Below are 25,672 nucleotides of genomic sequence, written 5' to 3' on the forward strand. Positions count from 1 at the left end.
ACACGTCCTGCGAGGCGTCTGTCTCCCCGACCGACGTATCGGGGCGCGGGCGAACGGAAGGGATTTTCCACGGGGTCGCGTAGCCCGGTACATGATAGGTGTCGTCGGCGGCGGAATCGCAGGACTCGCCGCAGCGTACCGGTTGCGACAGCGCGGATACGACGTACAGGTGTTCGAGGCCACGGACGACGTGGGCGGCCTCGCGGCCGTCTACGAGACGGCCGGCGACGACATCGAGAAGTTCTATCACCACCTCTCGAAGTCCGAGGAGACCATCGTCGAACTCGCCGAGGAACTCGGCCTCGGCGACAAACTGCAGTGGCGCGTCGGCAAGAACGCCTACTACGTGAACGGGGTCGTCCATCCCCTCGACACGGCGTGGCAGATAGCCGCCTACCCGCACATGAGCGTCTACGATAAGTTCCGCCTCGGGATGCTCACGCAGGGTATCGACGTGCGCGGCGGGGTGCCGGACTTCGACGCCTACGACGACCTCTCGGAGTACGAGAACGTCTCCATCCGCGATTTCGTCGTGGAACACACGACGCAGGGCGTCTACGACAACTTCGTCGACCCCCTTCTGGATGGCAAATTCGGGGAGCGAAAGAACGACGTGTCCGCCGCCTGGTTCCTCGGGCGCGTCCGCTTCCGCGGCGAACGTGACCTGCTCCGCGGCGAAATTCTGGGTTACTTCGACGGCGGGTTCCGACCCCTGCTGGACGCCCTCGTGGAGGCCGTCGGCCGCGAGAACATCACGACGGGGGCGCGCGTCACCGGGATGGAGACCGAGGGCGAGTCCGTCGGGTCGATGACCGTCGAAACCGAGTCGGGGACGGAGACGCACGACGTGGACGCCGCCGTCGTCGCGGCGATGCCGAACGTGCTCGAAGACCTCACCGGCTACGAGTGCGACATCGAGTTCCAGGGCGCGGTGTGCGGTCTCGCCACGATGAACGAGTCGCTGATGGACACCTACTGGCTCAACGTCGCCCACGACGCCCCGTTTGGCTCGCTCATCGAGCACACGAACTTCGTTCCGAAGGAGCGGTACGGGGGACAACACCTGATGTACGTCGCGAGCTACGTGCAGGGCCCCGAGGAGGAGCTTTGGCAGATGAGCGACGAGGAGGTCGAATCGCTCTGGTTCGACGAGATAGAGTCGATGTTCCCCGGGTTCGACCGCTCGGCCGTCGAGCAGTTCCGCATCGCGCGCAACCCGCGCGCCGGCCCCATCTACGAGCGCGGGTACCTCGACATGGTCGTCCCCTACGACCTCGCCGACGACGTGGCGGAGGGCGTCTACTACGCGGGTATGGCCTCGGAGGCGCAGTACCCCGAGCGCTCGCTGAACGGCGGCATCGTCGCCGGCTACGAGTGCGCCGACCGCATCGCAAAGCGCGTGGATGCGGACGCCGCCTCGACCGTCGCCGACGACTGACGGCTCTCCCTTCCCGATCCGCTCGCGAGTATCTCCCGATCGACACGAATCGAAACCCCTTTCACCGTTACTGACTGACCAGTCAGTTAGTGAGCGAACGAGTAGAGTCGTCGGTGCCCACCGACGTACACGAGACGATGATGGAGGCGACGTACCGGGCGCTCTGCGCCAACGGGTTCGCCTCACTGACGATGCAGGACATCGCCGACGAGGCGGACAAGAGCACGTCGCTCCTGCACTACCACTACGACACGAAACAGGACCTCTTGGTCGCCTTCCTCCGCTACCTCATCGAGCGGTTCGAAGAGCGGTTCGAGGACACCGAGGACGAGGGCCCCGAAGAGCGGCTTCGCGGCTTCGTCTCGCGAATGGTACCCGACGACGACGGCGAGGACGACTACGACCGATTCGGCCTCGCCATCATGGAACTCCGGATGCAGGCCCCGTACGAGGACGCCTACCGGGAGCAGTTGCGGACGAACGAGGCGGTTATCCGCTCCCGCCTCGCGGACGTCGTCCGGGACGGCATCGAGGAGGGAGTCTTCCGCGAGGTGGACCCCGACCGGACGGCGCGTCTCGTCTTCGACGCCCTCGACGGCGCGCGGAGCGAACGCGTGACGGTCGGTGCCGACGAGGCGCCCGCGGAAGTCGCGGCGGCCCTCGACGAGTTCGTGTTCTCGTCGCTGCTCGTCGCTGAGGGCGAGGCAGACGAGGGGGACGAGACCGAGTGAGTTCGCGCGACGTGAACCTTACCGAGGGCGGGATGCTGAAACCGCTCCTCGTGCTCTCGCTTCCCATCGTCCTCTCGCAGTTGATGCAGGTGTGCTACAACTTGGCAGACACGTTCTGGGTCGGCCGCGTCGGCGAGAACGCCGTCTCGGCGCTCTCGTTCGCCTGGCCCATCGTCTTCTTGATGATATCCATCGGCGGCGGCTTCACCGTCGCCGGCACCGTCCTCGTCGCGCAGAACAAGGGCGCGGGCCGCGAGGACAGGGTCGACCACGTCGCCGGGCAGACCATCGCGTTCGTCACCCTCCTATCCGTCGCGTTCTCGGCGCTCGGCTACCTCCTCGCGCCGTCGCTCCTGCCCCTCATCGGCACGACGCCCGGCACCGAGGTTCACTCACTGGCCGTGACGTACACGCGCACCATCTTCCTCGGCGTCTACTTCATGTTCGGCTTCTTCATCTTCCAGGCGCTCCTGCGCGGGTGGGGCGACACCCGGACGCCGATGTACCTCATGGCGTTCGGCGTCGTCCTCAACGTCGTCCTCGACCCGTTCCTCATCCTCGGCTTCCAGAGCAACCCCGTGTTCGGGATGCTCGGACTGGGCGGCCTCCAGTCGGCGCTGTACGCGACGACGGGATTCGCCGGCCTCGGCGTGCAGGGCGCCGCCGTCGCCACGGTGTTCTCCCGCGGCGTGGGCGCGCTCGTCGGGTTCGCGCTGCTGTTCTCGGGGCGCGTCGGCATCCACCTCTCGAAGGAGGACCTCCTCCTCAAGGCCGAGACGGTGCGGAAAATCGTCCGTATCGGCGCGCCGACGAGCGTCGAGCAGTCGACGCGCGCACTCGGCGTGACGGCCCTCACGGCGCTCGTCGCCTACGCGGGCGCGACGGTGGCCGGCGTCGACACCTCCGCGACGGTGGCCGCTTTCGGCATCGGCAACCGCCTGAACTCGCTGGTGTTCCTGCCCGCCATGGGCCTCCAACAGGGCGTCGAGACGGTCGTCGGGCAGAACCTCGGCGCCGACAGCCCCGACCGCTCCGAGCGCGCGGTCCACCTCGGCGTGGGGCTCATCACCGTCGCGCTCGCCGGGGTGAGCGTCGTCGCGTACGCCTTCGCCGAACCCATCGTGGCGGTGTTCATCCCCGGGGAACCGAACGTCGTCGCCATCGGCGTCGACTACCTGCGGATCATCGCGCCGTCGTTCGCCTTCCTCGGTGTCTTCAGAATCGTCTCCGGCGGCTTCCGCGGGAGCGGTTCGACCCGCACGGCCATGGCGTTCTCGCTGCTGTCGCTGTGGGTGCTCCGCATCCCGCCCGCCTACGCGCTCGTCGAGTGGACGGACCTCGGGGTGAACGGCATCTGGTACGCCACGGCGTTCTCGAACGTCGTCGCCGCCGTCCTCGCGGGCCTCTGGTTCACGCGCGGGACGTGGCGGAACGACGTCGTCGACGACACCCCGCGCGCTTCGCCCGCCACGGACGACTGACGCGAGGGTCCGACACAGAGGCGCCGACGGGCGACGCGCGCCGACACGCTGTCGCCCCCGTCGCGGTGACGGGACGCCCCGAAAACCGAATCTACGCTTCGCTCTCGTCCGTGTCGCCGTCGCGCATCCCGGGCGCGGCGTTCACATCCACGTCACGGGGCTCTTCCTGCCCGCCGACGCGCACCTCGCCGTCCTCGTCCTCGACGTACACGTCGTCGGCGAACCCGCCCTCCGCGTGGGGGTGTTCGGGGTCCTGCAGTCGCTCGGGCGTCGACGGCGCCTCCGGAACCTCCTGCGTGCGGAAGTCGCCGAGGGGGTTCGCGATGTCGATGCCGTAGCGGCGGAAGAACTGCTCGTAGCGTTCGTAGTGGGCCTCGAGTTCGTCGGCCGGGAACTCCATCATCTCCGTCCAGCCGTGGTTGTAGAAGTCGAAGTTGGCCTGGACGTGGGTTATCTCCCGCGCCTCCGCCTCGGTGTAGCCCTCTTCGAGGGCGGCGACGTAGGTGTCGAACGTGCAGTCGAAGAACGCCTCCAGGTGGGGTTCGCGCTCCTCGCGGTGTGCGGGGTCCGCCTTCTCGCCGAACACCCGCACGTGCAGGTCGACCAGTTTCTCCGTGGCGATGTCGCCGACGACGGGCATCGTCAGCGCCTTCTTCGCGGCGAAGTGACGGATGTTCTGTCTGAGCTTCATCTACTCCTCGATTGGGACCGGACGGACTTCAAGGGTCCGCGTCGCCGGGTGCGAACCGCTCGGCGGCGTCGACGGGTCACCCAACCCCGCGCGGACTGAGCGGTCATCGCGCGCGAAGACACTCTTGTTACAACTCGAAGGCACACGAAGGATGATGTGGATAGCAATTCACATTAACCCCGGAGTCGAAGATTCCGCATATGACTCAGTCGTACGTCATCATCGGCGACGGTGTCGCGGGGAGTTCCGCCGCCGAAACCCTCCGAGAGGAGGAACCAGACGCCGACATCACCATCGTCACCGACGAGGGCGAGGCCCTGTACAACCGCATCCTGATCAAGGAGTTCGCCAAGGGCAAGCTTCCGGAGGCGCCCATCTCCATCCACGACCCCGAGTGGTACGACGAACGCGATATCGACCTGAAGATGAACACGCTCGTCACCGATGTCGACCCCGAGGGGCACACCATCGAGACGCACGAGGGGGAGACGCTGTCGTGGGACAAACTGCTCGTCTCCGTGGGGGGGACGCCGACGCAGTTGCCCGTCGACAACTCCGACGCCGAGGGCGTCCACCACTTCTGGACGTTCCAGGACGCTCGCAAGATTCGCTCGCACATGGAGGAGGCCGATAGCTCCGTCGTCGTCGGCGCGGGCCTCCTCGGCATCGACCTCGCGGCAATCACCGCCGCGCAGGGCGTCGAGGGCAAGTACCTCATGCGCGGGAACTGCTGGTGGCGCTACGCGCTCTCGCGGGAGGGCGGGGAGATAATCCACGAGGCGCTCCGCGAACGCAACGTCGAACCCGTCTTCGACTCCGGCGTCGACCACTTCGAGGTAGACGAGAACAACGAGGTCACGACGGCCGTCGACCCGAACGGCGACGAGTACGACGCCGACTTCGTCGGCATCGCCATCGGACTCGACTTCAACACCGAGATTCTGCAGGGGACCGACATCGAAGTCGACAACGGCGTCGTCGTCGACGAGTACATGCGGACGAACCACGACGACGTGTTCGCCGCCGGCGACATCACGCAGTTCCACGACGTCATCCTCGGCGAACGCGCGCAGAACGGCGCGTGGGGCTCCGCGAAGGAGCAGGGTACCATCGCCGCGAAGAACATGGTCGACTACGAGTCCGAGGAGTTCCGCTGGGTCTCCTCGTACTCCATCACGCACTTCGACTTCCCGTTCCTCTCGTTCGGCCACCCGACGCTGGGCGACGACGAGGCGGAGGCGAAACACTCCGACACCGAGTGGCGGCGCCTCGCGTTCAAAGACGGGAAGATATGCGGCGGCGTCCTCATCGGTGACCTCGCGCCGCAGTCGAAGTACAAGAAGCTCATGCGCGAGGAACGCGTCGTCGCCGACCAGAAGGACGTGCTGATGCAGGAGCAGTTCGACATCGACGACCTCGACCTCGAAGAGGCCCCCGCGGAGTAACGTAGACTCCCTTCGCGATTCGGTTCGTTCGACCCGGCGTTACGCCTACGGACCCCGTTTCTCCTCCGCACCGATTCCGTTCGAGCGACCGCGCCCGACGCGAAACCCCCCTGCGAGGACAGTCTCTTCTCCGCCCCGTCCCCGGTCCGGACTCCTGTTCGTTCCCCAACCTTTATCAAAGAATATGTCGTTTGTTACCTTATGTCACGAACCGCACGAGGCGCACAGCAGGAGATTCCGAACGAAGGAATGACCATAGTGCGAACGGGCCCGGCGGACATCGACGCGGACGCGACGGTCCGCCACTACGACCAACTCTCCGAACGGGCCCGACGGGTCGTCGCCGACGCCGCGAACGGGTCGGAGCCGTCGGTGCGGGCGCCCGACCTCTCACCCGGCGACGTCGTCCGCTTCACCGACTACTACGTCGTCCGCTGACGCCGACGGGCCCCGCCTCTCCGCTCTCGCCCGTCCCCGCCATTCTGGGCTCGCCCGCCCCTACCGCCCCCGCTCTCACCGTTCGTCGCCGCGCCGTCGCGCTTCCCGACCGCTCGGTCCACCGGAGGAGATTCCACCGTCCGTCGCGGGTCGTCCGGCGGCGTGCGCGGAATCGAAGCGGTTTTGCGTCCCACGCGACCACGTTTCATCATGGACGGAGGCGGCTCGACAGATATGACGCTGGCGTTCGAGTTGGAGGCGCTGAAGGCGCTCGCCGACCCGACCGTCGTATTCAACGACGCGCGACAGTGGACGGAGTACGTCGGCGTGGTGAGCGAAAAGCCCACCTACGTCGTCACGAACTTCACCCGGAAACACCGCGTCCGTCAGGACTTCTTCTCGGGGCCCCGCGGCGTCAAGGAGAGCCTGGAGAACGTGAAACGCCAGTTCGACACCGACCGGCACGTGTTCGTCGGCACCTCCGAGGAGGACCGCGCGTTGGCCGAAGAGACGGGCTGGGAGTATCTTCCCCTCGAACAGGCTTCCGAGGCGGCCGGGGGGACGCTGGCCGGCGACGAGGAGGAAGCGGACCCCTTCGAATCGGAGACGCGGGACGACTGGCCCTGACGTCGACGCCGGGGAGACGCCCCGTATCGGTCGAATTCTCGCGTGAGGGGTGTTCCCGTAACGAAAGCGTTAATCGAGCCGCTACCCACCGTTGGTACGATGAGTCACCAGTTGCCTGACGTTCAGGCAAGCCAACCCGACGTCACCGTCGGACTGAGTCAGGTGGGAGTGACGGGCGTCGACAAACTCGTCAAAATCGCCCGCGACGGCAAGCGACCGCTGATTCTGATGGCGGAGTTCGAGGTGTTCGTCGACCTACCGAGCGGTCGGAAGGGTATCGACATGAGCCGCAACATGCAGGTCATCGACGAAGTGCTCGAAGCGGCCGTCGCCGAACCGACGTACCGCGTCGAGGACATGTGCGGCGACGCCGCCGAGCGACTCCTCGCGAAGCACGACTACACCTCGAAGGCCGAGGTGCGGATGACCGCCGAACTCGTCCTCAAAGAGGAGACGCCGGCGTCGGGACTGCCGACGCAGAGCACGACGGACATCATCGCCAGCGCCGTCGCCACCGACGAGGGTACCCGCGAGGAGATCGGCGCCGAGGTGGTCGGCATGACCGTCTGCCCGTGTTCGCAGGGGATGTCCGCCTCCCGCGCCCGCGACGTGCTCCGCGACTTAGAGGTCGACGACGACACCATCGAGGAGTTCCTCGAACAGGTGCCGCAACCGGGTCACTCACAGCGCGGTCACGCGACGCTGACCGTCGAGACGAACGGGTCGCCCGACGTCGACCTCATCGACCTCGTGGACGTCGCCCGCGACTCGATGTCCGCGCGCATCTACAACCTCGCCAAACGGCCCGACGAGGACCACATGACCTACCACGCCCACGCCGACGCGAAGTTCGTCGAGGACTGCGTCCGTTCGATGGCCGAACAGGTCGTCGAGGAGTTCGACCACCTCGCCGACGACGCCGTGGTTCACATGAAGCAGTCGAACGACGAATCCATCCACCAGCACAACGCCCACGCGGAGCGCGTCACCCCCCTCGGCGAACTCCGCACCGAGGTCGAGACCGTCGACCGCTCGTAATCCGCCCTCGACGCCGACGACGGCCGTTCCCGCTACGCCCGTCCGCCGGACGCGATGACCGCCTTCAGTATCCTGTCCTCCTCGCCTTCCGTGATGTCCGGCGCGTCGAAACAGGCGCGGACGACTTTGCAGGCGAGGTCCGGTTCGCCCAGCGGCGGCGGTTCGTCGCCGCTCGCGGGGGGAGCGCCGTCGAGTCGATCCTCCAAGGCGGCTACCCGCGCGGAGAGTTCGTCGAGGCGAGCTAGCACCTCCCGCCTCGATTCGGGGGCGCGGTCGGCGCCCGGGTCCCCCCCGTTCGACCGGACCGCGTCGCCGGCTTCCGTCTCCCCCCTTAGCTCCGATTCTCCGGGCCCGTCGGCCTCTGAGTCCATCGCGTCGTTCCCGTCCGTCTCTCCGGCCTCGTCTCCGTTATCGACGCCCACGCCGTCGGTCCGTTCGTGCGTCACCTCGCTCCCGCCTCGCAGCGCTTCGTCCCCGAGTGCGGCCTCCGCGAACGCCCGTCGGCGCTGCCAGTCGAACCCCTCGATGGAGTTGAGACGGTTGTTGATAGTGGACTGTGTCACCCCGAACTGCTCGGCGAGTTCGCCCTGCGTCGCCTCGGGCGAGACTCGAATCGCCCGAAGCGCCTCCCGTTGCTTCATCGTCAGCGTCGGCGGATCGTTCGGTTCATCGATGCCTCGGGGATCGACTCCACCCGCGTCCCCGTCCGTCTGTGCGTGTTCCATCTGTGATTGCTCCTCGGTCGCGTCGTGTTCTGAACCGCCGGTCGTCCCCTCGCTCTCGGCGGGATCGCCGTACTCCTCGAAGACGCGTTCCACGAGGTCGGCGGACGCCCCGTTGACGGCGGCGGCGACCTGCTCGACCGACGCGCTCGGTTGCGACTCGGCGGCGTCCAGAATCTTCTTGTGTATCATCGCCCGCGGAACGGACGACTTCCCGTTGCCCACTCCCGAATATGAACTCATAACTCGTGTGTGTTAGAGTACCACAACGTGCGCCCGTATTGTCATGGACCGACTATATCAAACTATTTTCACGTAAACGAGGGTCTGGGCGAACGCCGCACGCAGAATCGAAACTATTGCTTCTGAGACTGGAGGAGACGACGTAAGACGGACGGAGGCGGCTGATTTAGTCGCCGTCGGAGTTCGCTTAGTAGCGTATTAAGCTTCGGAGGGACTCCGTTAGTCGTCGGCGTCGACCGTCGAGAGCGACAGCGCGTCGGCCTCCTCCCAGCGCGGGTCGAACATCCCCCGGATATCGGCGGCGAAGTCGGCGTCCTTCAGGTCGATCATCGCGAACGCCTCCCCGGGGTCAAGCGGGTTGGGGACCTCGATGCACACCTCCATGTTGTCGATGAGATTGAACGTTCCCGGAAGCTGTTCGGTCGTCCGCACCTCGAATCGGGGGTGGTCCTCCAGTTGCTCCACGTAGCGTTGGCCGACGCTCCGAGGGAGCGAGGCGACGATTTCGGGCGACATCAGCACCGACACCTCGACGCCGCGGTCCAGGGCGGCCTCCAACTCCTCGGTGACGAGTTCGCCGACGCGGCCGAGGTCGAACTGCGGCGAGAGCGCCCCGGCGACGATAACGAGCGAGTCGTCGGCCGCCGAGAGTCGTTCGAGAAGCAGGTCGACCGACTCGTCCATGCCGACCGCGGCGGTCCAAAACTGCCCTTGAACCGGCTCCGCGGCCTCCAGTTCGTTCGTCAGGTCGTCGACGACGGCCTGGTACTGTTCGGCCTTCTCGGACAACTCCTGCCGCTTCGTCTCGAGCAGGCGGTCCAGCGCCGTGTCGGGTTCGACGGCGACGTACTTTTTCGGCCGACTGGCGGCCTGACTCCGCACGAGGCTGTGCTGTTCGAGGCTGTTCAGGACGTCGTAGATGCGGCCCATCGGCACGTCGCTGGCACGTGACAACTCTTTGGCCGTTGTCGCGCCGGTCCGAAGCAGCGAGCGGTACGCGCGCGCCTCGTACTCCGACAATCCGAGGTCCCGGAGGCTGGCCATACCTCTCACTCAGCCTCCATCGGTAAAAACGAATCGGAGGTTTACACGTATCGGCCGTTCACCCTTTCGCCCCTCGAGCGACGGTTCAGGCGTCGTCGGTGAGGTCGGAGACGGCTGTCATCAACTGCTCGGGTGTGGCCGCCGCCCGCTCGCACTCCCCGACGCGGACGACCGCTTCGTCGGGCGAGACGCCGTCGGCGCCGGGAAGGACGACCTTCTCGTGGTCGGCGACGCGCAGGGCGGCGCGGTGGAGGTCCGACCCGGCGGGCGCGCCGACGGCGACGGTCAGCGTCGGTCGAGTCAACCGGGCGGCGACCGATCCGTATCCGGCGACCTGCACGCCGATTCGGTCCCACGCACCCGCGAACGCGCCGACGGCCTCGCGGGCCGCCTCCTCGTACCGCTTCTCGCCGGTCGCCGCCGCGAGGTCGACCAGCGCGTCCGCCATCTCGACGTTCGCGTCGAGGGGGCGGAGCGGACGGTCCAGGAGGCCGAGTCCGGACGACGGACCGTCCCGAAAGGCGCCGTCGTCCGATTGCAGTCCGTCGAGGGCCGCGTCGGCGACGGCGCGCGCGCGGTCGAGGTACCGTTCGTCCCCGAGCACCTGCCGGGCGCGGACGAACGCGCCGAGGGCCCGCGCCTGATCCTCCAAGAGGAGCGTCTCGCCCGACTCCTCCGCCGCCTCGAAGTGCGTCACGACGCCGTCGTCGACGAGTCGGTCGTCGAGATAGTCTAGCGTCCGCGCCGCGTAGTCGCGGGCGTCCTCGTCGTCGGTGTACGCCGTGAGCGTCAGGAGGGCGTCGGCGGCGAGGGCGTTCGCGCCCGCGTAGGCGGTCAAGTCGCGACGCGGGCCGGCCCCCTCGGTGCGTTCCTCGGCGTCGCCCCCGTGGTAGTCGTCGTCGCCGGGACCGACGCTTCCCCCGAACGCGGCGCCGTTCCAGAGTCGGTCGACGAGGAACTCGCGAGTTCGCTCGGCCGGGCCGAGGAGGGCGTCGTCGCCGGTGTAGAGGTAGCCGTTGGCGAACGCGCGGACGAGGGCGGCGTTCGCGTCGAGCAGTTTCTCGCGGTGGGGTTCCGACCAATCGCGGCCGTCGGCGTAGCGGAAGAACCCGCCGGCCACGTCGTCGAACAGCGTTTCGCCTATCGTCCGGAGCGTCTCGACGGCCTGCCGGTTCGACCGCTTGAGGGCGAACTCTATCGTCCGCGGCATCGGGAACTTCGCCCCGTCGCCCCACCCGGCGAACCGGTCGTCGTACTTCTCGTCGAGTTGGCCCGCGAGGTGCTCTTCGATGCGGGTGTCCACCGGTCCCGAGGGCGTCGGGTCGCCGGCGAGGGCGCGGGGGACGCGCCCGGACTCGGGGCCCTTCTCGGTCCACGTCTGCCGCACGCGGTTCAGCACCTGTCGCATCCCGTCGGGACCGAGGTACATCGCGCCCGTGATGAGTTCGCCCGCGGGCGTGCAGAACACCGTCGAGGGGAACCCGCCCATGTTGTACCGCTCCCGAACGCGCGGGTGGCGGTCCACGTCGACGCGGACGGGGACGAAGTCGTCGTTCACGTTCGCGGCGATGCGCGGTTCGCCGTACGTCTCCACGTCCATCTCGTGACAGCCGTCACACCACGTCGCCGTGAGCGAGAGCAACAGCGGTTTCCCGGCCGTCTCGGCCTCCTCGAACGCCTCCGGACCCCACTCACGCCACTCGACGCGCGTCTCGTCGTCCGTCATGCCTCTCCGTCGGGGACCGCTTGGGGTAAGCCCTTCGAGGCGTCGCCCGAATCGAACGACTCCGAGAGGAGGCGCGTCGACTCGGGAACGACCCTCCGCGACGCCACACAGTCAATAAGACGAGATTGTCCTGGTTCGATGCGTTTGTTTCCGTTGTAGCGTGTTTTAAGGTAAGGCGAGTGATACTGTACAGCGAACATGCCCTCTCAGTTCGAATGCTTCCAAGACGGATGCAACTTCATGGTCCGCGCGGACAGCGACGAGGAAGTCGTCCACCTCGTCCGAGAACACGCGCAGTTCACACACGACATCACCCTCGACGCAGACACCATCGAAGAGGAGATCGAACGCGTCTGATGCGCGCGTTCCTCGCCCGCTTCGAGTCTCAGTGCGACTCCGAACCCACGGACACAACATGGACGACGACGACGTCATCGAGGTAGTCAAACGCCTCCCCATCCTCCAGGCCCTCCGAGACGGGTCGCAGAGCGCGGGGAGTCTGGAAGAACAACTCTCCTTCTCGCGGTCCACCATCCACCGAGCCACGAACGCGCTCGCCGCGTTGGGAATGATTCGGAAGCGCGGCGGCGAGTTCGAGTTGACCTCGTTCGGCCGCGTCGCGGTCCGCTGTCTGTCCCAGTGTCGACGCGACCTCGACATCGCCGACCGCCTCGCCCCGTTCCTCAACGCCGTCGACGCCGACGTGGCGTTCCCCATCGCCGCTCTCTCGGACGCCGCGGTCACCTCGCCGGACCGCGGGCAGGCGCACTTCGCCGTCAAGCGCGTCTCGGATCTGATGGCGGAGTCCGAGTCGCTCCGCACTTTCTCGGCCGTCGTCTCCCCGGTGTACGTCGACATCTGCTGTCGGCAGGCGCGTCGAGGCGCGAGCGTCGAGGCGATTTTCGACAGGCGGGTCGTCGACATCCTGTTCGACGACTACGGCCCGGAGGCGCGCGAGGCGATACGGAGCGGCGACTTGGAGGTGCTCATCTGCGACGACTGCCCGTTCGAGTTGTTCGTCTTCGACGACTGCGTGGCGATGACGGCTCACGGCTCCGGCGGCGAACGGACGCCGTTCGTCGAATCGACGAACCCCGACCTCTACGAGTGGGCCGAAGACCTGTTCGAGCGGTACAAATCCGACGCGGAGTTCGCCACCGTATTCTGAATCTTCGGTCCGAGTAGCGACCGTGACCGCCCCATTCTCTTTTCTCACGTCTGAAACAGCTCCCGTCGACCGAATCGTTTTCTAAATTGAACAGATGTGCAAATTTTGTTCGATACGGCGACGTATATTTGTATACCCGTCCATTATGATGACGTACGAGGAAGCATGTCTGCTGACACTGGGGATGGAAACGGATCGTCGATTCCGTTCAAAACGATCGACGACTTCCGGTACGACGACCAGATGGGGATGCATCGAGCGAGATACGACGCCGCGTCCGCGCACGAACTCCTCGTGGACATCGTCCTCGCCGTCGCGGACATCGAGGGGGCTACGACGGACGACATCGACCCGGCGTACCGGAGTATCGACGCGGACGCTTTCGAGACGCTGGTGCGCACGAATACGGGTGAGAATCCTTCGGCCGGACCGCTGACGTTCCCGCTCGGCGGGTACCAAGTGACCGTCGTCGCGGGCGAGGTCACGTTCGAGCGCCGACCGTCCTGACCGACCGGAGCCATCGCGGGCGGACGCCCTCTCGGCGGAGCGACGAGCCGGTTGTTAGAAGGTGTTTTAGGCACGCCCGTGCTACGTCCGAGTAGTCGGGCGCCCCCCTCGCCCTGTTGAATATGAGACCAGAACTCCACAGAGAGACCCGAATCCCGAGCCCGGACCACGTCCAGACGGACGGCGGCGAGCCCTCGCTCGATACCGTCTTTCAGATACTCAGCAACCGCCGTCGTCGGTTCGTCCTCTACTTTCTCACGGAAGTGGACGACTCGGTCGGACGCGAGGAGTTAGCGAGGCGCATCGCGACGTGGGAACGAGACGAGGACATCGGCGACGTCCCGAGCGACGAGATAGCCCGGGTCACCGTCTCTCTCGACCACGCCCATCTCCCGCGACTCGAAGATAGCGGCATCCTATCGTACGACCGCGAGAATCGGGAGATCGCGGCGACCGACGCCGTCGACCGTTTCCTCCCGTATCTGGAGTTAGCCCAGTCCGAGGACTTCGACTGACGCCGTCGAACGCCCTTCGACGGGACGTGAGGCAGACTCTCGCGATAGTGTCGACGCCCGCATCCGCGTTCGGGGCCCGGTCGTCGAATCCTCGCGAACGACGCCCCACAGGACACAAGGGCTATGAACGACGACCGAAAAGGACAGAGCATGCAGACGCGCTGGGTCATCGCGGCACTCCTCGCGATTCCGCTCTTGGACACGTTGCTGTTGATTCCGCTGTCCGGGTTCATCGGATTCGTGCCAACGGTGCTGCTGGTCGTCCTGACCGGCCTCGTCGGAATGCTTCTCGTTCGCGCCGAGGGCCGTCACACGCTCTCGAAACTCCAGCGGAAGGTCGCGACGGGGGCGTTGCCGACGAACGAACTGCTGGATGGGGGGCTACTCATCGGCGCGGGCGCGTTCCTCCTCACACCCGGCGTGGTCACCGACCTCCTCGGATTCGTCCTGGCCGTCCCGGTGACGCGGTATCCGATTCGCGAGGCACTGAAACGCTTCGTCGTTCGTCCGTACCTCGAAAAGCAGACCGAGGGGTTCTTCTCGGGCGACGTCTGGGTCGGCGGGTTCCCCGACGACGACGTCATCAACCTCGACCCGGAGAACTACGGTCGGCCGGACGACGACAACTCCTGACCCGCGAGGTTCGTCCGCCGTCTCACTTGCGACGAGCGATTCTCCCGTAGTCGGTGTAAAGACTCGAACACAGTATCTGGTGCTCTACCGAGATTTCTGTCCCTATCCATCGACAAAGAAATTCTATAGTGGTCGTTTCTGGATCTATATTAGAAACTACGTACGAAAGTATCCCAGTATGGACGTATAACTGACTACTATAATTACATTCTGTCTTTGTATAGATACATAAGTGTGGGTCTGGTTAGATGTTCCCCACTCGCACACCCGAACGGTGAGCGGTCAGATATCGTTCTCTGCAACTACACGAACTTCGACACCGGGGTGTCAAGGTTTCCCATTACGGACGTATGCCTGTAACTAGCCCCCTCACGAGTGATGGGGTCAATCACATCGTCGCCTTTCCGTGTCGCTCGGGGGTGGCGGAGTCGTGTAATTCGGTCGCAGAAGAGGCCGGTTCGACGCGGTGAGACCTACTGGTCGTCGAGGCCCGGAATGGTCTCGTTCTCCCACCGACGACGGTTTTCGAGGGCCTCGCGGCCGGTCTCCGAGAGCGTGTAGAAGTTCGTCCGTCGGTCGAGTTGTCCCTTCTCGACCAGACCGTTCTCCACGACCACGTCGAGGTTCGGATAGAGACGGCCGTGGTTCACCTCGTTGATCTCCTTTTCGATCTCCTCTTTGACGGTCTGTCCCGAGGGCTTGTCCAATCCCGCAATCACCGTCAGCAAGTCCCGCTGAAACCCGGTCAACTCGAACATCTCGTTCGTCATCGACCATCTCTTCTCACGACGAACATATATATTCAACCAATGTTCTATAGTATTGACTGTCACACAATGGGATGTAAAACCGAATCACCAGGGTCCGGTTGGCGACCGCGACCGCCGTCAGTCGTCGGTGAGGTTCGGGACGGTATCGTTCTCCCACCGACGGCGGTTCTTAAGCGCTTCGCGGCCCGACTCGGACAGCGCGTAGTAGTTCGTTCGCCGATCGAGTTGTCCCTTCTCGACCAGACCGTTCTCGACGAGGGCATCGAGGTTCGGGTAGAGGCGACCGTGGTTCACCTCGTCGATCTCTTTTTCGATCTCCTCTTTGACGGTCTGTCCGGAGGGCTTTTCGAGTCCCGCGATCACGGTGAGGACGTCTCGCTGAAATCCAGTCAGCTCGAACATATTATCCGTCATCAGTCTCCCCTTCTTGCGAGTGTCACAAGTATTTATGCAGAGTCACAGATAAAAGAAAATCACTAATAGCTACGTGTATATCGACCAGCGGCGAGTTGCGACCCCGATACCCGCCGTTCGAATCGTCTGTCGACTTTTCTCTGACGACGCCGTCGTGAGCGACGGTGCAGACGACTGAAGGGGGAATTCCGAACGTTCATCCGCCGTGCTTTCCCCCACCGTCCGGCGACCGGTATCCGAGCAGTCGAAAGGTGACGTAAGATGTGACGTTGATACACCCGACGTTCAACAGGAGGACGGCGAACGCGCCGAACGCGACGGAGAACTGGCGCCACGCGAGACCGACGCCGCCGGCGGCGGCAGCGGGGATGACGGCCGCGGCCACGGCTACGCCGGCGAGCACTACCCCCTGGTCGGTCGCCAACGCGAGTGCGCTCGCAGCGCCGGCGGCTATCGCGATCGTGAGTATGAGGAAGCCCGGAGTGCTGAAAGCGGTCACCTGCTTCGTTCCGACTATCGGCCCGTTCGGCGGCACGACGGCCGTCCAGTTGGCTAACAGTCCGACGCAGAAGCCGGTGACAACTGCGAATCCGAGCCCGAACAGCTGCGATTTAGCCCCGTCGACTAGGAGTTCGGAGTCGCCGAGGAGTGCGCCGAGTGCGACGGATAGCAGCGAACTGGTGAGCGGTGAGATGACCATGGATCCGACGATGGCGATGACCGAGTTCAACAGCAGACCCGCCGTCGCCACCGTCGCACTGAGCACCGCTTGCGCGAGGAAGATCTTTCGGTCCGGCTCTATCTCCCGAGCGGAGGTCCGCAGTTCGTCGCGGGCGATACGCGAGTCCGACTCCTCGCCCTCCGTGTACTCCTTCTCCAGTTCATCGACGTTCGGCGTCATCGCGGTGTTGAGGTCGCTGACCACGGTGTATCGTTCCACCTCGACCTCCGAATCTCGCAGTTCCTCCAGAATCGCCTCAACGGCGCCCGAAGGCACCGGAAAGGAGACGAGCGAGGCATCTCGGCGGTCGGCGTCGAGAGAGACGAAGTCGACGCCGACCTCGTCTAAGGTGTCGAACGTCGCGTCCCGATGTTTGTCGCGGACGAGTATCTCTATGCGGCGCATCGGCGACCTATCCCGTGGGTGCGGTCGCTCCCGGAACGTCCACCGTCCCGCGGCGCCGCAGTCGGTCGACTCGAGCAATGCAGCGACGCTCCGTTCACCGATGCGGAGTTCGTCCGGGTCGCTGGAAAGCGTTGTGACCGACGGCGGATCCGAGGCTCCATCGAGGATAGAGTCGGACGCTTTTAGCTTTCCATCATCTCGCTACTATGGGAGTACAATTGTCGTATATAAAATCACATATCCGCCCCAAAACATTTTGTTGTCGAGTGTGTTTCTATACAGACGAATATATAAACAAAAAATTCGATACTAAACTCGGAACCCACAGATATGTATACAAGTATGTCAGATATGGTTTCTAATCAAGCATAGGGTTGCTCGGATGCATTCCCGTCCCCGCTGAACATCTCGTACAGACGCCGGCGCGCGCCGCCCGCTCTCCTATCGGTCGTACGCCGGTGTCTATCACCCGACGGAGCCGCCTCGAAAAGAAACTCTTAAACGAATCCTCGAACAACGACTGAATGCGCTCACCTGGGCCAATAGCTCAGTCAGGTTGAGCGCTCGGCTGATAACCGGGAGGTCCGCGGTTCAAATCCGCGTTGGCCCACCTACCTTCCTGGCCTTCGTTGGCCAGGAGAGATTGGGGCCGGGAACTCCCCAGCCACCTAATCTCGGCGTTTCCTCAAACTCGCTATAGGGGTCTCTATGAGCAATTCGGTAGTTCCCCTACCTGTACCCTACGCCATCTGGCGATAGGTTTAGCTCAGTATAGTAGTCCGGGGTGGGTCTTGTGAATCCGATACCCGGATTCTGTGCCGCCTGTCGCCAATATTCCTGTGAGCTCGTACGCGGGCGAGAAACGGCAGACGATCCTCTCTGCTCATACTGCTATGAGGGACTAGTTCGTCCTGCGTACGATCCACGGCTTCTCTCGAAACACATCCAGGAGATGGCCCGATGAACGGGTGTCTTCGCGCGGTTCAGCGAGTCCGCCGCGATCTCTACCCTCCCACACACCCACCCTCATTGTTGGGTGACCGAGAGGACCCCCTTCACGGGGGTCCGATCGGTCGTCCGTCCATCCGCCGCAAGCGGAGGAACGGAAGAGACGGCTCGCCCGGCAGCGCAGCGAAGCGAGCAGCCCGGAACGCGGTGCGGGCGCTCACCGCACCGCGCACCGGCTCGACCACCCGTCCGTGGGGCTTGTCCCCACGCAACGGAAGCCGACGCGCACCCTCGACCGAAGGGAGAGGGCCCGAGGTGCGGTGGCAGTGCGGGAGGTGGAGCAGTTAGCGTGAGTAATCCATCAGCACTCACTGGAGCTCACGCGCCAGATTGGGAGTCCCGTTCTCGGCCTTCCAAGACTAACTGTACAACCGCCGACTCGAACTCTCTACCGACCGGTGAGACGACTTGGCGGGGATATTGGTGGAAACAAAAGAACCGTCTGGTCGACCAATTTCTTGAAGACATGCCAAACCGGGCATCTCGACCGCTATCAGTCCGTAACAATGTGAAACTTCGTGAAGAGGCCACGAGGGAGAAGCATGAGGATTCTACAGGCGCTCGACGTTCAGCCCCTTGGTCATCGGTATTACGCGAGTTCTTGACTTGGTACAACGACTACCGCTATCTACACCTTCGGTTCCGTGATCCAGATGGTAATTTAGTGCGGGGTCAGATGTCGAACAGCCATCAACCACGATACAGGAACCGGTATTACGCTCGCATCAAGGCCCTTGAACGCCAAGCTATTGCTCAGTTTGACGATCTGTACGTAACGATGCTATCGCTCACTGGCTCTATGCAGAACGCCAACGGAGGTTGGCGTGCCCCGGCCGATCACCTCCGAGACGTTGTTTCGTCTTGGCGTCCTGATCGCGGTCGCGGTGTTTACCATGCATTGAGGGATTCTCTCAGTGCTGCGAACGATGTTACTCGCTGGGAATATGCCATTGTGACTGAACACCATGCAAATGGCTACGGGCATATTCACGTAGCAGTATTTACTGATGGTCCGGTTGATCAGGAGACGTTTCGCCCGGCTGTGAACGCGCACGTTCGGAAGTGCGATATTGCAGGAGCTGAAGCGCACCAGGTGACTGGAGATGGCGGGGTCGTCTCTGTCTCGCGAGTTAATCCAGATCTTGATCCAGATGACTATGATGGTTCTAATGAGGTTGGGAATCTTGGATCGTACATAGCAGAGTACATCGGAGCAGGCGACGACGGCGGCGATCTGCTTGATCGTGAGCTCTCGGAGTTAATCCATCGTGCAGCCTGCTGGGCAACAGGAACTCAGCGTGTACGGTTCAGCACAGGTGCAAATGAGCTCATAGATGATGATTTAGCAGAAGAGCCTGATACTGACGACGGCGAACCAATCTTAGTACCTCGACCAGAGTTTGATCCTGATGCCGATGACCCGGGTGCTACTGTCGGCTATGGAGCTCCTCACGAGGTCATGAACGAAGGCTGGACACTCGATGGCATCGGCACGGTTGATGAAGATGGCGAGGATGTTTTTGACCCTGGACATGAAGGAGTTATCTGGATGAATATCGATGATGCACGCCATCTCGATCCTCCAAATATCCAACCACCTCCACTCACCAGCTACGACTAAGAATTAAGCGAGACTGCGTTGATAACGTAGGTACGTTGACTCTTGGCTACAATCCTAAGGAAAGTATATATGAAATATGAAAAACGCTTCTCCCAATATGAACGGTGTCTTCACACTCGCTACGTATTTTCATTACAATTGAAAATAACGCACTACAAATGAAGGATCTCGCAGAATCAAACAAGGGTGCCCGTGGTTTTATAAAAGTACTCGAAGAATATATACCACTGTTCTTCTTTGGGGCAATCTTCATCAGTGGATGTATCTTACTATTTGCTCTTATTAGTATATCCGACAATTTTCCATTTGGCCAATTTACTTTCGTCCGAGATATTGGAATATTAACACTATCTTTGTTAATTCTCCCTCTACTGATTGCTACTGCGGTCTTTCCTGCCACCAACCTATTCATGCGACTCGTTCTGGGGCATATTTCGTTAGAAATTTCTTCTTCTTTGTATGTCCTAGCACGATTCCATTACATTCGACACATTCTAAATAATCTCACTATCTCCTATCTCATTATCCCACTCGTATATATGCGTTCAATTGCTAGTGGACTCCTTAGCACACAGATTGCTTTGAGCTCGACAATAATTGCAGTGTATTTCCTTTTTATAATAGTTATACAAGATCTCTTTACGACCCTTATTATGGGCTTTTCAACCAGTGTTCGATGGAACCTTCAAGTAATCCTCGCATTGATGGGGATAGTAGCCGCGGTTGGAGTTTTCTCTGCTAATTATATTGACCGGAATACCTCTGATATCGCACCAAGGATATATCTCACTATTCCAATTCGTCTTTCCATTTTAGTCATGGGAGTTACTGGCGTATTTGCTATCTCCACTCTCCTTATTGCGATATTCCAGGAAGATCTACAGGCGGTATTCGCTAATGTATCTGCCTTTTTCTTGGCTATATTCTCTATGGGTCTTTTCTCCTTTGTAGTATATCTATTTTCACTCCCTTTTCGCGGAGGAATGCAAATTCTCAGGAAACGCGCAGCCATGCAAGCGATTCGACGATATGCGTTAGGTGGCACTGTCTAGATAAGGACGAGCAGGTTGAAGAGCTAGTGATTCATGCTACTCTCAGACCTGCTCAAAGAGAGTTTAGACACTGCAACGCTTGAATGTTGGCAGCGGGAGCGGACGGCGACGCCCGTCAGGGCGTTCGCCGTCCGCCTCCACGCTGCCGGTCTCTCGCTCAGGGAAACAGAGGCGATTCTGCATCTACTCGGCGTAGATCGCTCGTTTCAGGCGATTTTCCAGTGGGTACATCGACTGGCTGACAGCGTCTCAGACCCGCCTTCGGCGCAGCCGAAGCGGGTCGCTGTCGACGAGACCGCTGTCAAAATCAACGGAGAATTGTCTTGGTTGTACGCTGCAATAGATCTCGACACAAAATTACTTCTCGACGTACAGCTGTTCAAGCGACGTGGCACCGACCCGGCGGCTGCGTTCCTTCACGGAGTCGTCGAGAAACACGATTGTGAAGACACTGTGTTTCTGGTCGATCAATTCGGCTATCGGACTGCCCTCTCTCGATTAGGGTTAAACGGTCGGGTTGACTATACGGACCGAAACCTGATCGAAAAGTGGTTTCACACCCTCACAATGCGAGTCGACCGCTTCCATAATTCGTGGGTGGGCAGTCGGCTGAGCGTTCGCCAGTGGCTTGCGCTGTTTGTTCATTACTATAACTTTCAACGACCGCATCAAGCGCTCAATGGACGAACACCGGTTGAGGAGGTTAACTAGACAGTGCCCGTTAGGTAGTCTACAAAGGGAATTGTCATTTGAGATTCTGAACGGTATCGAACAGAACAATAACGATCAGAATACACCCGGAGAAAGCCAATCCGTCGGTATTACTTCCGCAGACCTCAATCTAAAATCTGGTGAGAGAATAACTGACATCCAATTAAAGGATATTGGGAATATCTACCAAACTTATGGAAACTGCTTTGAATCCTTGACATTTGAGAAAACAGTGGGTGACGAGATCGTCGGTTATGATGATACGGTAGTATCTGTCTCGGGCTGGAACGGAAAACGAGCGATTAGTGAACTCTGCTCAGATTTGTCTGATGCGTATTATTCTGATCTCGTTGGTGATGGTTTCGGAATTAAGCCTCAACGACAAAACAATGCACTTGAAGAGTATATATCTCAGCTAGAAAACCAGTCAAAAAAAGCAATATCTGAACATAACCCAGCCCGACTATCTTTCCTGATGGAGGAGTATCGTCACTTGATTGAGATTTGTTCAATCAACAGTGAACTCTATAGCTCAGAAACAGTATCTGTAGAACTTCCCACCCAAACTTTGCAGCAGAGTCTGGAAAATACTGTCCAATTCACGATTGATGTTACTAGCCCAGAGGGAGAACTTACTCCCTCAAAAAGGTCCATATTAGGTATAATAGTTTACGCAGTATACAGATCGGGAGCGGAAAGCTATAAAGAAGGCCACGATCCATCATATTCGGAAAAAGCAGAGGAAGTGTTAGATAGATTCTTAATGTTGCTACCGCGAGACGATGTTGATCTATATGATGATATTCGGGAAAGAAGAGATAGCCTCAGAAAACTGAGTGGGGAAGAGTCCAAAGAGAATCGCTCATAGTTGCTAGGTAGTTGGTTCCACAACAAGTTATTATTGAGAATTCTTATTGTTTGATTCAGGAGCCTGGTCGTAGACCTCTGGATCACCAGTGACAACAAAAGCACCATCGGGTGTAATCTGATATTTCCCTCGGCCAACTTTTTCAACTAATCCTCCTGCTTGTAATGTATTCAGCCGCCGCGAAACGGTTACACGTGATACATTAGTGTTCTCTGCAATAACCGAGGGGGTGAGAATAAGTCCGGTGTACATTACAAATAGAATGTGTGCGTCTGCCCCAGTGAACCAGTCTGGTGTGTCGCCACTAATTATTGGTTTTGTTTCTCCAGAAAGATTCGGAAGTTGAGATAGCTTTTCCGAGGCTGTTTCCTCCTCGTTGTCGCAGTCGTCCATTAAACAGCGTATTGGGTTGAGTACTGAAAACAGTATGGTCTTTTTATATCCACCTTTTAGAGGTAGCCATACATAGGCAACTACTTGTATGATACTAATTAGTAACAACAGTTAAGATACCCCGTACAGAATCGTTCAGATAAGGATGAGGAGGAATAGAGATCTCGACCCAATCACACCCGACGCGGCGCTTGAATACTATCTCGATGCTCGTCGGTATGATCTCCGTGAGACTACTCTTCGGACGCATAGAGCGCGTCTTAAGTCCTTCACCGATTGGTTGAAAGACCAAAACGTGGAGAATATAAATGATGTAGACCTCCAGCTGGTCCACGCTTATCGAGTCTACAAGCGCGAAGACAACGGAGATGACTCACCCTGCAACGATGTTACTATGCAGGGCCAGGTATCCACTGTCCGCCGATTCCTCGCTCATCTCGTCGATATTGATGCAGTGAGAGAGGAACTCCCTGAGCGTGTTCGACTTCCGAAGGTCCATGGTGACGATTCCCGTGATACGATGCTTGGTCAGGGTCGTGCGAAGGCAATCCTCGAATATCTCCAAGACTTCCAATACGCTTCATCAGAACACGTTACACTCTTGCTCATGTGGCGAACATCGGCTCGTCGAGGAGGTGTCCGTTCGCTCGATCTCAAGGATTTTGATCGCGATGATCGGGCGCTTTGCTTTCGCCATCGACCGAAGAAAGGAACTCCTCTGAAAAATGGAGAGAGAGGAGAACGCGATGTTTCACTTGCTCCTCACGTAGCTCACGTCCTGGAGGACTACATCGAGAGTCCAAACCGGTACGACACTACGGACGAGTACAATCGCTCACCGCTAATCACGACGAAATACGGGCGGCCATCAGTCGGTACGTACCAAAACTGGATATACCGATTCACTCGACCGTGCGTGATCGGGGAACCGTGTCCACACGACTACGACCCGAGTACCTGCAATTATACAGCTCACGATAGAGCGAGTGGATGTCCTTCGTCTGTATCTCCTCACGCCGTTCGGAAAGGTTCGATTACGGCGCTTCGGGATTCTGGGACTCCACGCGAGGTTGTTAGTGATCGGGGTGACGTGAGTGAGAAAATTCTTGAGAAGCACTACGATAAGGCTTCGAAACGCCAGCGGATGCGGCGTCGGAAAGATCATCTACCGGAGGATTTCTGAATGCCTGAATCAATGTTCAGACAGGCAGTTCAATTGTCTTATACCGCGTTGGCCCATCCACTGCGCGAACGGTCCTTGACCGTTCCGCGTTAGGGGCTGAGAACTCCCCAGCCACCTAACTTCGTTGCACTTACTCCTCGAGAGGCTTCGGTGTCTACGCCGAACTGCATCAGTTCAGACCGATATGCATCCCGAGAGCGGCGCATCGCTCCTTTCGGACCGTTGATTGGACTCGTCGACTTCGCGGCGAACGGCGCTTGTCGTGTCATATATCTTCGAGGAGTCGGACCGACGAGGAGAATCAGAACGCCGTTTCGGCGCACCTCACAACCGAAGCATCTATCACATTTTAGGTGGGCCTAAAATCATGGCGAGAGCAAGCGCGGTTCGGGAGGTGCCGAGGGGTCGCGGATGAGCGAGCGCTCGCTGTACCTCCCCGCGCTGTACATCGTCGAGCACCGGCAGCAGCCGCCCGTCGCTCCCGGGCGGGTCGCCGAACTCGTCGGTCGCACGCCGGCGACGGCCATCGAGGCGATTCACCGGTTCGACGACGAGGGACTGGTCGACTACGAACCGTACGAGGGCGTCGAACTCACGCGGCGGGGTCGGGAGGTCGCGGCGGACCTACACGAGACGTACGTGACGCTCTCGTGGTTCCTCCGCAGCGTCCTCGAACTCGCCGATTGCGAGGGCCGATGCGAATGGCGGGCGTCCTGAGTCCCGACGTCGCCGGGCGACTCGCGTCGACACTCCCGTACGAGGAGGAGGAAAAGAGAGAGAGGGAGGAGTGACCCCGACCCGGGACGGCGACGAGTGATAGGCGCGCCTCGCCCGTCGCCGCCTCGGGGTGGCGTGTCTCCGAGACCGCCGTCCCCGACGGTGGAGGTAGTTGAGAAACGCGCGTAGAAGTGCGGTCTCGTCCCCTCGAGACGGCCCGTAGACGAGCGACGGGCCGGTTCGATGTCGTCCTCGCCGCTACTTCCCGAAGTGGGTCTGTATCGTCCGACTCATCCTGTAGTAGCTCTCGCTGAGCACGTACTTGCTGGCCTTCAGCGAGAAAGCGACCGGGTCCTCGCTGAACTGCGTGACGTAGTCGGTGCTCTTGTTGTGGATGCGGTCGACACAGCCAGGCTTCATCAGTTCGTTCGACTCATAGCAGAGGACGGGCTGCTTCGAGCGCTCGCAGATTACCTCGGCCTGTCGCGGCGAGCTCTCGATGAACAGCTTCGTGTTCGTGTTCTGGTAGACGTTGGCCTTGTATTCGGCGTGGTTCCCCGCCCGCTGTCGGGCTTCCTTCGAGGGATGGTCCATCATCACCAAGTTCTCGTACTCGACGCCGTGTTCGTTCAGCCACGCCTCCGTCTCCTCGCGGTACTTCTCTAGCCGGCACGTCACCAGCCACCCGATGGTCTCCGTGGGGACGACGCGCGGTTCGACGGTCTGCAGGAACTCTCGGTAGCGCGGCCCGTCGTCGTTCTCCTCGCGGGTCGGGTCGCGGCAGAGGATGCCGTCGATGTCGACGCAGGAGAACTGCAGCATCGGGTGGTGCATCACGTTCCACTCGAAGACGCGCGGTTTGTCGACGACGTCGACCCAGTAGTCGACGAACTGGTGTCCCTTCGAGGAGACGTACACCGCGGCGTACTCGATGTCAAAATCGAGATTCTCCTTGGCCAACTGCGCTTTCGTCTCTCTCATCTGCCGCCCTGAATCCACCGAGTCGTCGACGACGAGCACCCGCTCTACGTCGTCGAACGACGCCTCGCCGTCGTACCGATGACCGGTTTGGAGTATCCGACCCTCGCATAACCCTTCTACGTCGGTCATCGGCACGTCGAGATTCAAACAGAGTAGGTTCGCGGCGAGCAGACCGCTCCGCGGAATGCCGACCACGAGGTCCACCCCACGTGGAATATCGTACGAGAGTCGGCGCGCCCCTCTGTTCAACTCGGCCACACTTCTGTAGTTCACTATACGATATTCAGTGGGTTTGACCGTATTATTCTAACTATGATAACCCCGATTAGGAGCGGTAAAATCTGACATTTTGATGGTAGTCCCGTGAAACAGAACCACCTC

Annotated in this window: 27 protein-coding genes and 1 tRNA gene; 19 read left to right on the top strand and 9 right to left on the bottom strand. The window is 60.9% G+C overall.

The features are described 5' to 3' along the window. The first annotated feature begins 91 nt into the window (after nucleotides 1–91). The 3 genes from C474_RS04835 (at nucleotide 92) to C474_RS04845 (ending at nucleotide 3,650) form a co-directional block, all read left to right on the top strand. Nucleotides 92–1,438 carry an NAD(P)/FAD-dependent oxidoreductase gene (locus C474_RS04835; RefSeq protein WP_008384517.1) on the top strand — a complete coding sequence of 449 codons (1,347 nt, stop codon included), beginning with the start codon at nucleotides 92–94 and terminating at the stop codon, nucleotides 1,436–1,438. Nucleotides 1,439–1,575: 137 nt separating this feature from the next. Further along, a complete protein-coding gene (locus C474_RS04840) occupies nucleotides 1,576–2,169 on the top strand; it encodes a TetR/AcrR family transcriptional regulator (RefSeq protein WP_049916742.1) in 594 nt (197 codons plus the stop codon). Between the two features lie 32 nt (nucleotides 2,170–2,201). Continuing rightward, nucleotides 2,202–3,650 (top strand): MATE family efflux transporter, encoded by a 1,449-nt coding sequence (locus C474_RS04845; RefSeq protein WP_049916722.1) that lies wholly within the window; start codon nucleotides 2,202–2,204, stop codon nucleotides 3,648–3,650. 91 nt (nucleotides 3,651–3,741) lie between these two features. Here C474_RS04845 and C474_RS04850 read toward each other — a convergent pair whose 3' ends face one another. Next, nucleotides 3,742–4,341 (bottom strand): DUF6149 family protein, encoded by a 600-nt coding sequence (locus tag C474_RS04850; RefSeq protein WP_008384522.1) that lies wholly within the window; start codon nucleotides 4,339–4,341, stop codon nucleotides 3,742–3,744. A 200-nt stretch (nucleotides 4,342–4,541) separates the two neighbouring features. Between C474_RS04850 and C474_RS04855 the strand changes: the two genes are divergently transcribed. From C474_RS04855 to mptA, 4 genes are all read left to right on the top strand, one after another. Continuing rightward, the gene (locus tag C474_RS04855; RefSeq protein ID WP_008384523.1) at nucleotides 4,542–5,786 is read left to right on the top strand and encodes an NAD(P)/FAD-dependent oxidoreductase; all 1,245 of its coding nucleotides are present in this window, start codon (nucleotides 4,542–4,544) and stop codon (nucleotides 5,784–5,786) included. 201 nt (nucleotides 5,787–5,987) lie between these two features. Next, on the top strand, nucleotides 5,988–6,224 hold the full coding sequence (locus C474_RS04860) for a hypothetical protein (RefSeq protein WP_049916723.1): 237 nt from the start codon (nucleotides 5,988–5,990) through the stop codon (nucleotides 6,222–6,224). Between the two features lie 210 nt (nucleotides 6,225–6,434). Further along, nucleotides 6,435–6,851, top strand: a complete 417-nt coding sequence (locus C474_RS04865) for a DUF7124 domain-containing protein (protein WP_049916724.1) — start codon at nucleotides 6,435–6,437, stop codon at nucleotides 6,849–6,851. Nucleotides 6,852–6,950: 99 nt separating this feature from the next. Continuing rightward, entirely contained in the window at nucleotides 6,951–7,889 is a 939-nt protein-coding gene (gene mptA / locus C474_RS04870; RefSeq protein ID WP_049916725.1) for a GTP cyclohydrolase MptA, read from the top strand. Nucleotides 7,890–7,921: 32 nt separating this feature from the next. Here mptA and C474_RS04875 read toward each other — a convergent pair whose 3' ends face one another. From C474_RS04875 to C474_RS04885, 3 genes are all read right to left on the bottom strand, one after another. Further along, the gene (locus C474_RS04875; RefSeq protein WP_152421595.1) at nucleotides 7,922–8,854 is read right to left on the bottom strand and encodes a MarR family transcriptional regulator; all 933 of its coding nucleotides are present in this window, start codon (nucleotides 8,852–8,854) and stop codon (nucleotides 7,922–7,924) included. 219 nt (nucleotides 8,855–9,073) lie between these two features. Next, nucleotides 9,074–9,898, bottom strand: coding sequence for a TrmB family transcriptional regulator (locus tag C474_RS04880; RefSeq protein ID WP_008384533.1), 825 nt, complete (start codon nucleotides 9,896–9,898; stop codon nucleotides 9,074–9,076). Between the two features lie 85 nt (nucleotides 9,899–9,983). Continuing rightward, entirely contained in the window at nucleotides 9,984–11,624 is a 1,641-nt protein-coding gene (locus tag C474_RS04885; RefSeq protein ID WP_008384535.1) for a DUF255 domain-containing protein, read from the bottom strand. A gap of 198 nt (nucleotides 11,625–11,822) precedes the next feature. On the opposite strand from C474_RS04885, the gene C474_RS21205 reads away from it, so the two are divergent. The 5 genes from C474_RS21205 to C474_RS04905 all read left to right on the top strand — a co-directional run bounded on the left by C474_RS21205 (nucleotide 11,823) and on the right by C474_RS04905 (nucleotide 14,447). Beyond that, a complete protein-coding gene (locus tag C474_RS21205) occupies nucleotides 11,823–11,981 on the top strand; it encodes a DUF1059 domain-containing protein (protein WP_083861947.1) in 159 nt (52 codons plus the stop codon). A 58-nt stretch (nucleotides 11,982–12,039) separates the two neighbouring features. Beyond that, on the top strand, nucleotides 12,040–12,792 hold the full coding sequence (locus C474_RS04890; protein WP_008384537.1) for a helix-turn-helix transcriptional regulator: 753 nt from the start codon (nucleotides 12,040–12,042) through the stop codon (nucleotides 12,790–12,792). Nucleotides 12,793–12,957: 165 nt separating this feature from the next. Then, nucleotides 12,958–13,299, top strand: coding sequence for a HalOD1 output domain-containing protein (locus tag C474_RS04895; RefSeq protein ID WP_008384539.1), 342 nt, complete (start codon nucleotides 12,958–12,960; stop codon nucleotides 13,297–13,299). Between the two features lie 122 nt (nucleotides 13,300–13,421). Then, complete coding sequence (locus C474_RS04900; protein ID WP_008384541.1) at nucleotides 13,422–13,814, top strand: DUF7344 domain-containing protein; 393 nt, start codon at nucleotides 13,422–13,424, stop codon at nucleotides 13,812–13,814. 150 nt (nucleotides 13,815–13,964) lie between these two features. Then, complete coding sequence (locus C474_RS04905) at nucleotides 13,965–14,447, top strand: FxsA family protein (protein ID WP_049916743.1); 483 nt, start codon at nucleotides 13,965–13,967, stop codon at nucleotides 14,445–14,447. Between the two features lie 473 nt (nucleotides 14,448–14,920). Here the strand turns inward: C474_RS04905 and C474_RS04910 are convergent, their stop codons facing one another. The 3 genes from C474_RS04910 to C474_RS04920 all read right to left on the bottom strand — a co-directional run bounded on the left by C474_RS04910 (nucleotide 14,921) and on the right by C474_RS04920 (nucleotide 16,757). Further along, nucleotides 14,921–15,205 carry a helix-turn-helix transcriptional regulator gene (locus C474_RS04910; protein WP_049916744.1) on the bottom strand — a complete coding sequence of 95 codons (285 nt, stop codon included), beginning with the start codon at nucleotides 15,203–15,205 and terminating at the stop codon, nucleotides 14,921–14,923. Between the two features lie 129 nt (nucleotides 15,206–15,334). Beyond that, complete coding sequence (locus tag C474_RS04915) at nucleotides 15,335–15,619, bottom strand: PadR family transcriptional regulator (RefSeq protein ID WP_008384546.1); 285 nt, start codon at nucleotides 15,617–15,619, stop codon at nucleotides 15,335–15,337. A gap of 208 nt (nucleotides 15,620–15,827) precedes the next feature. After that, a complete protein-coding gene (locus C474_RS04920) occupies nucleotides 15,828–16,757 on the bottom strand; it encodes a DUF389 domain-containing protein (RefSeq protein ID WP_008384547.1) in 930 nt (309 codons plus the stop codon). A 536-nt stretch (nucleotides 16,758–17,293) separates the two neighbouring features. On the opposite strand from C474_RS04920, the gene C474_RS04925 reads away from it, so the two are divergent. From C474_RS04925 to C474_RS21965, 5 genes are all read left to right on the top strand, one after another. After that, nucleotides 17,294–17,367 (top strand) — tRNA-Ile (locus C474_RS04925). A gap of 864 nt (nucleotides 17,368–18,231) precedes the next feature. Further along, the gene (locus C474_RS21210) at nucleotides 18,232–19,386 is read left to right on the top strand and encodes a replication-related protein (RefSeq protein WP_008384548.1); all 1,155 of its coding nucleotides are present in this window, start codon (nucleotides 18,232–18,234) and stop codon (nucleotides 19,384–19,386) included. 158 nt (nucleotides 19,387–19,544) lie between these two features. Beyond that, a complete protein-coding gene (locus C474_RS21960; protein ID WP_152421596.1) occupies nucleotides 19,545–20,438 on the top strand; it encodes a hypothetical protein in 894 nt (297 codons plus the stop codon). 33 nt (nucleotides 20,439–20,471) lie between these two features. Beyond that, nucleotides 20,472–21,149 (top strand): IS6 family transposase, encoded by a 678-nt coding sequence (locus C474_RS21215; protein WP_008384550.1) that lies wholly within the window; start codon nucleotides 20,472–20,474, stop codon nucleotides 21,147–21,149. Further along, on the top strand, nucleotides 21,118–22,017 hold the full coding sequence (locus tag C474_RS21965) for a hypothetical protein (RefSeq protein WP_152421597.1): 900 nt from the start codon (nucleotides 21,118–21,120) through the stop codon (nucleotides 22,015–22,017). The genes C474_RS21215 and C474_RS21965 overlap by 32 nt, the downstream gene beginning before the upstream one ends. Before the next feature lie 30 nt (nucleotides 22,018–22,047). Here the strand turns inward: C474_RS21965 and C474_RS21220 are convergent, their stop codons facing one another. Beyond that, on the bottom strand, nucleotides 22,048–22,410 hold the full coding sequence (locus C474_RS21220; RefSeq protein ID WP_083861948.1) for a replication/maintenance protein RepL: 363 nt from the start codon (nucleotides 22,408–22,410) through the stop codon (nucleotides 22,048–22,050). A 145-nt stretch (nucleotides 22,411–22,555) separates the two neighbouring features. Between C474_RS21220 and C474_RS21225 the strand changes: the two genes are divergently transcribed. Further along, complete coding sequence (locus tag C474_RS21225; RefSeq protein ID WP_008384551.1) at nucleotides 22,556–23,593, top strand: tyrosine-type recombinase/integrase; 1,038 nt, start codon at nucleotides 22,556–22,558, stop codon at nucleotides 23,591–23,593. 411 nt (nucleotides 23,594–24,004) lie between these two features. After that, nucleotides 24,005–24,310, top strand: a complete 306-nt coding sequence (locus tag C474_RS04940; RefSeq protein ID WP_008384553.1) for a metal-dependent transcriptional regulator — start codon at nucleotides 24,005–24,007, stop codon at nucleotides 24,308–24,310. 258 nt (nucleotides 24,311–24,568) lie between these two features. On the opposite strand, the gene C474_RS04945 is transcribed toward C474_RS04940, so the two are convergent. Further along, on the bottom strand, nucleotides 24,569–25,564 hold the full coding sequence (locus tag C474_RS04945) for a phosphoribosyltransferase family protein (RefSeq protein ID WP_049916729.1): 996 nt from the start codon (nucleotides 25,562–25,564) through the stop codon (nucleotides 24,569–24,571). Nucleotides 25,565–25,672 lie beyond the last annotated feature (108 nt).

Source organism: Halogeometricum pallidum JCM 14848, from assembly GCF_000337095.1.
GTDB lineage: Archaea > Halobacteriota > Halobacteria > Halobacteriales > Haloferacaceae > Halogeometricum > Halogeometricum pallidum.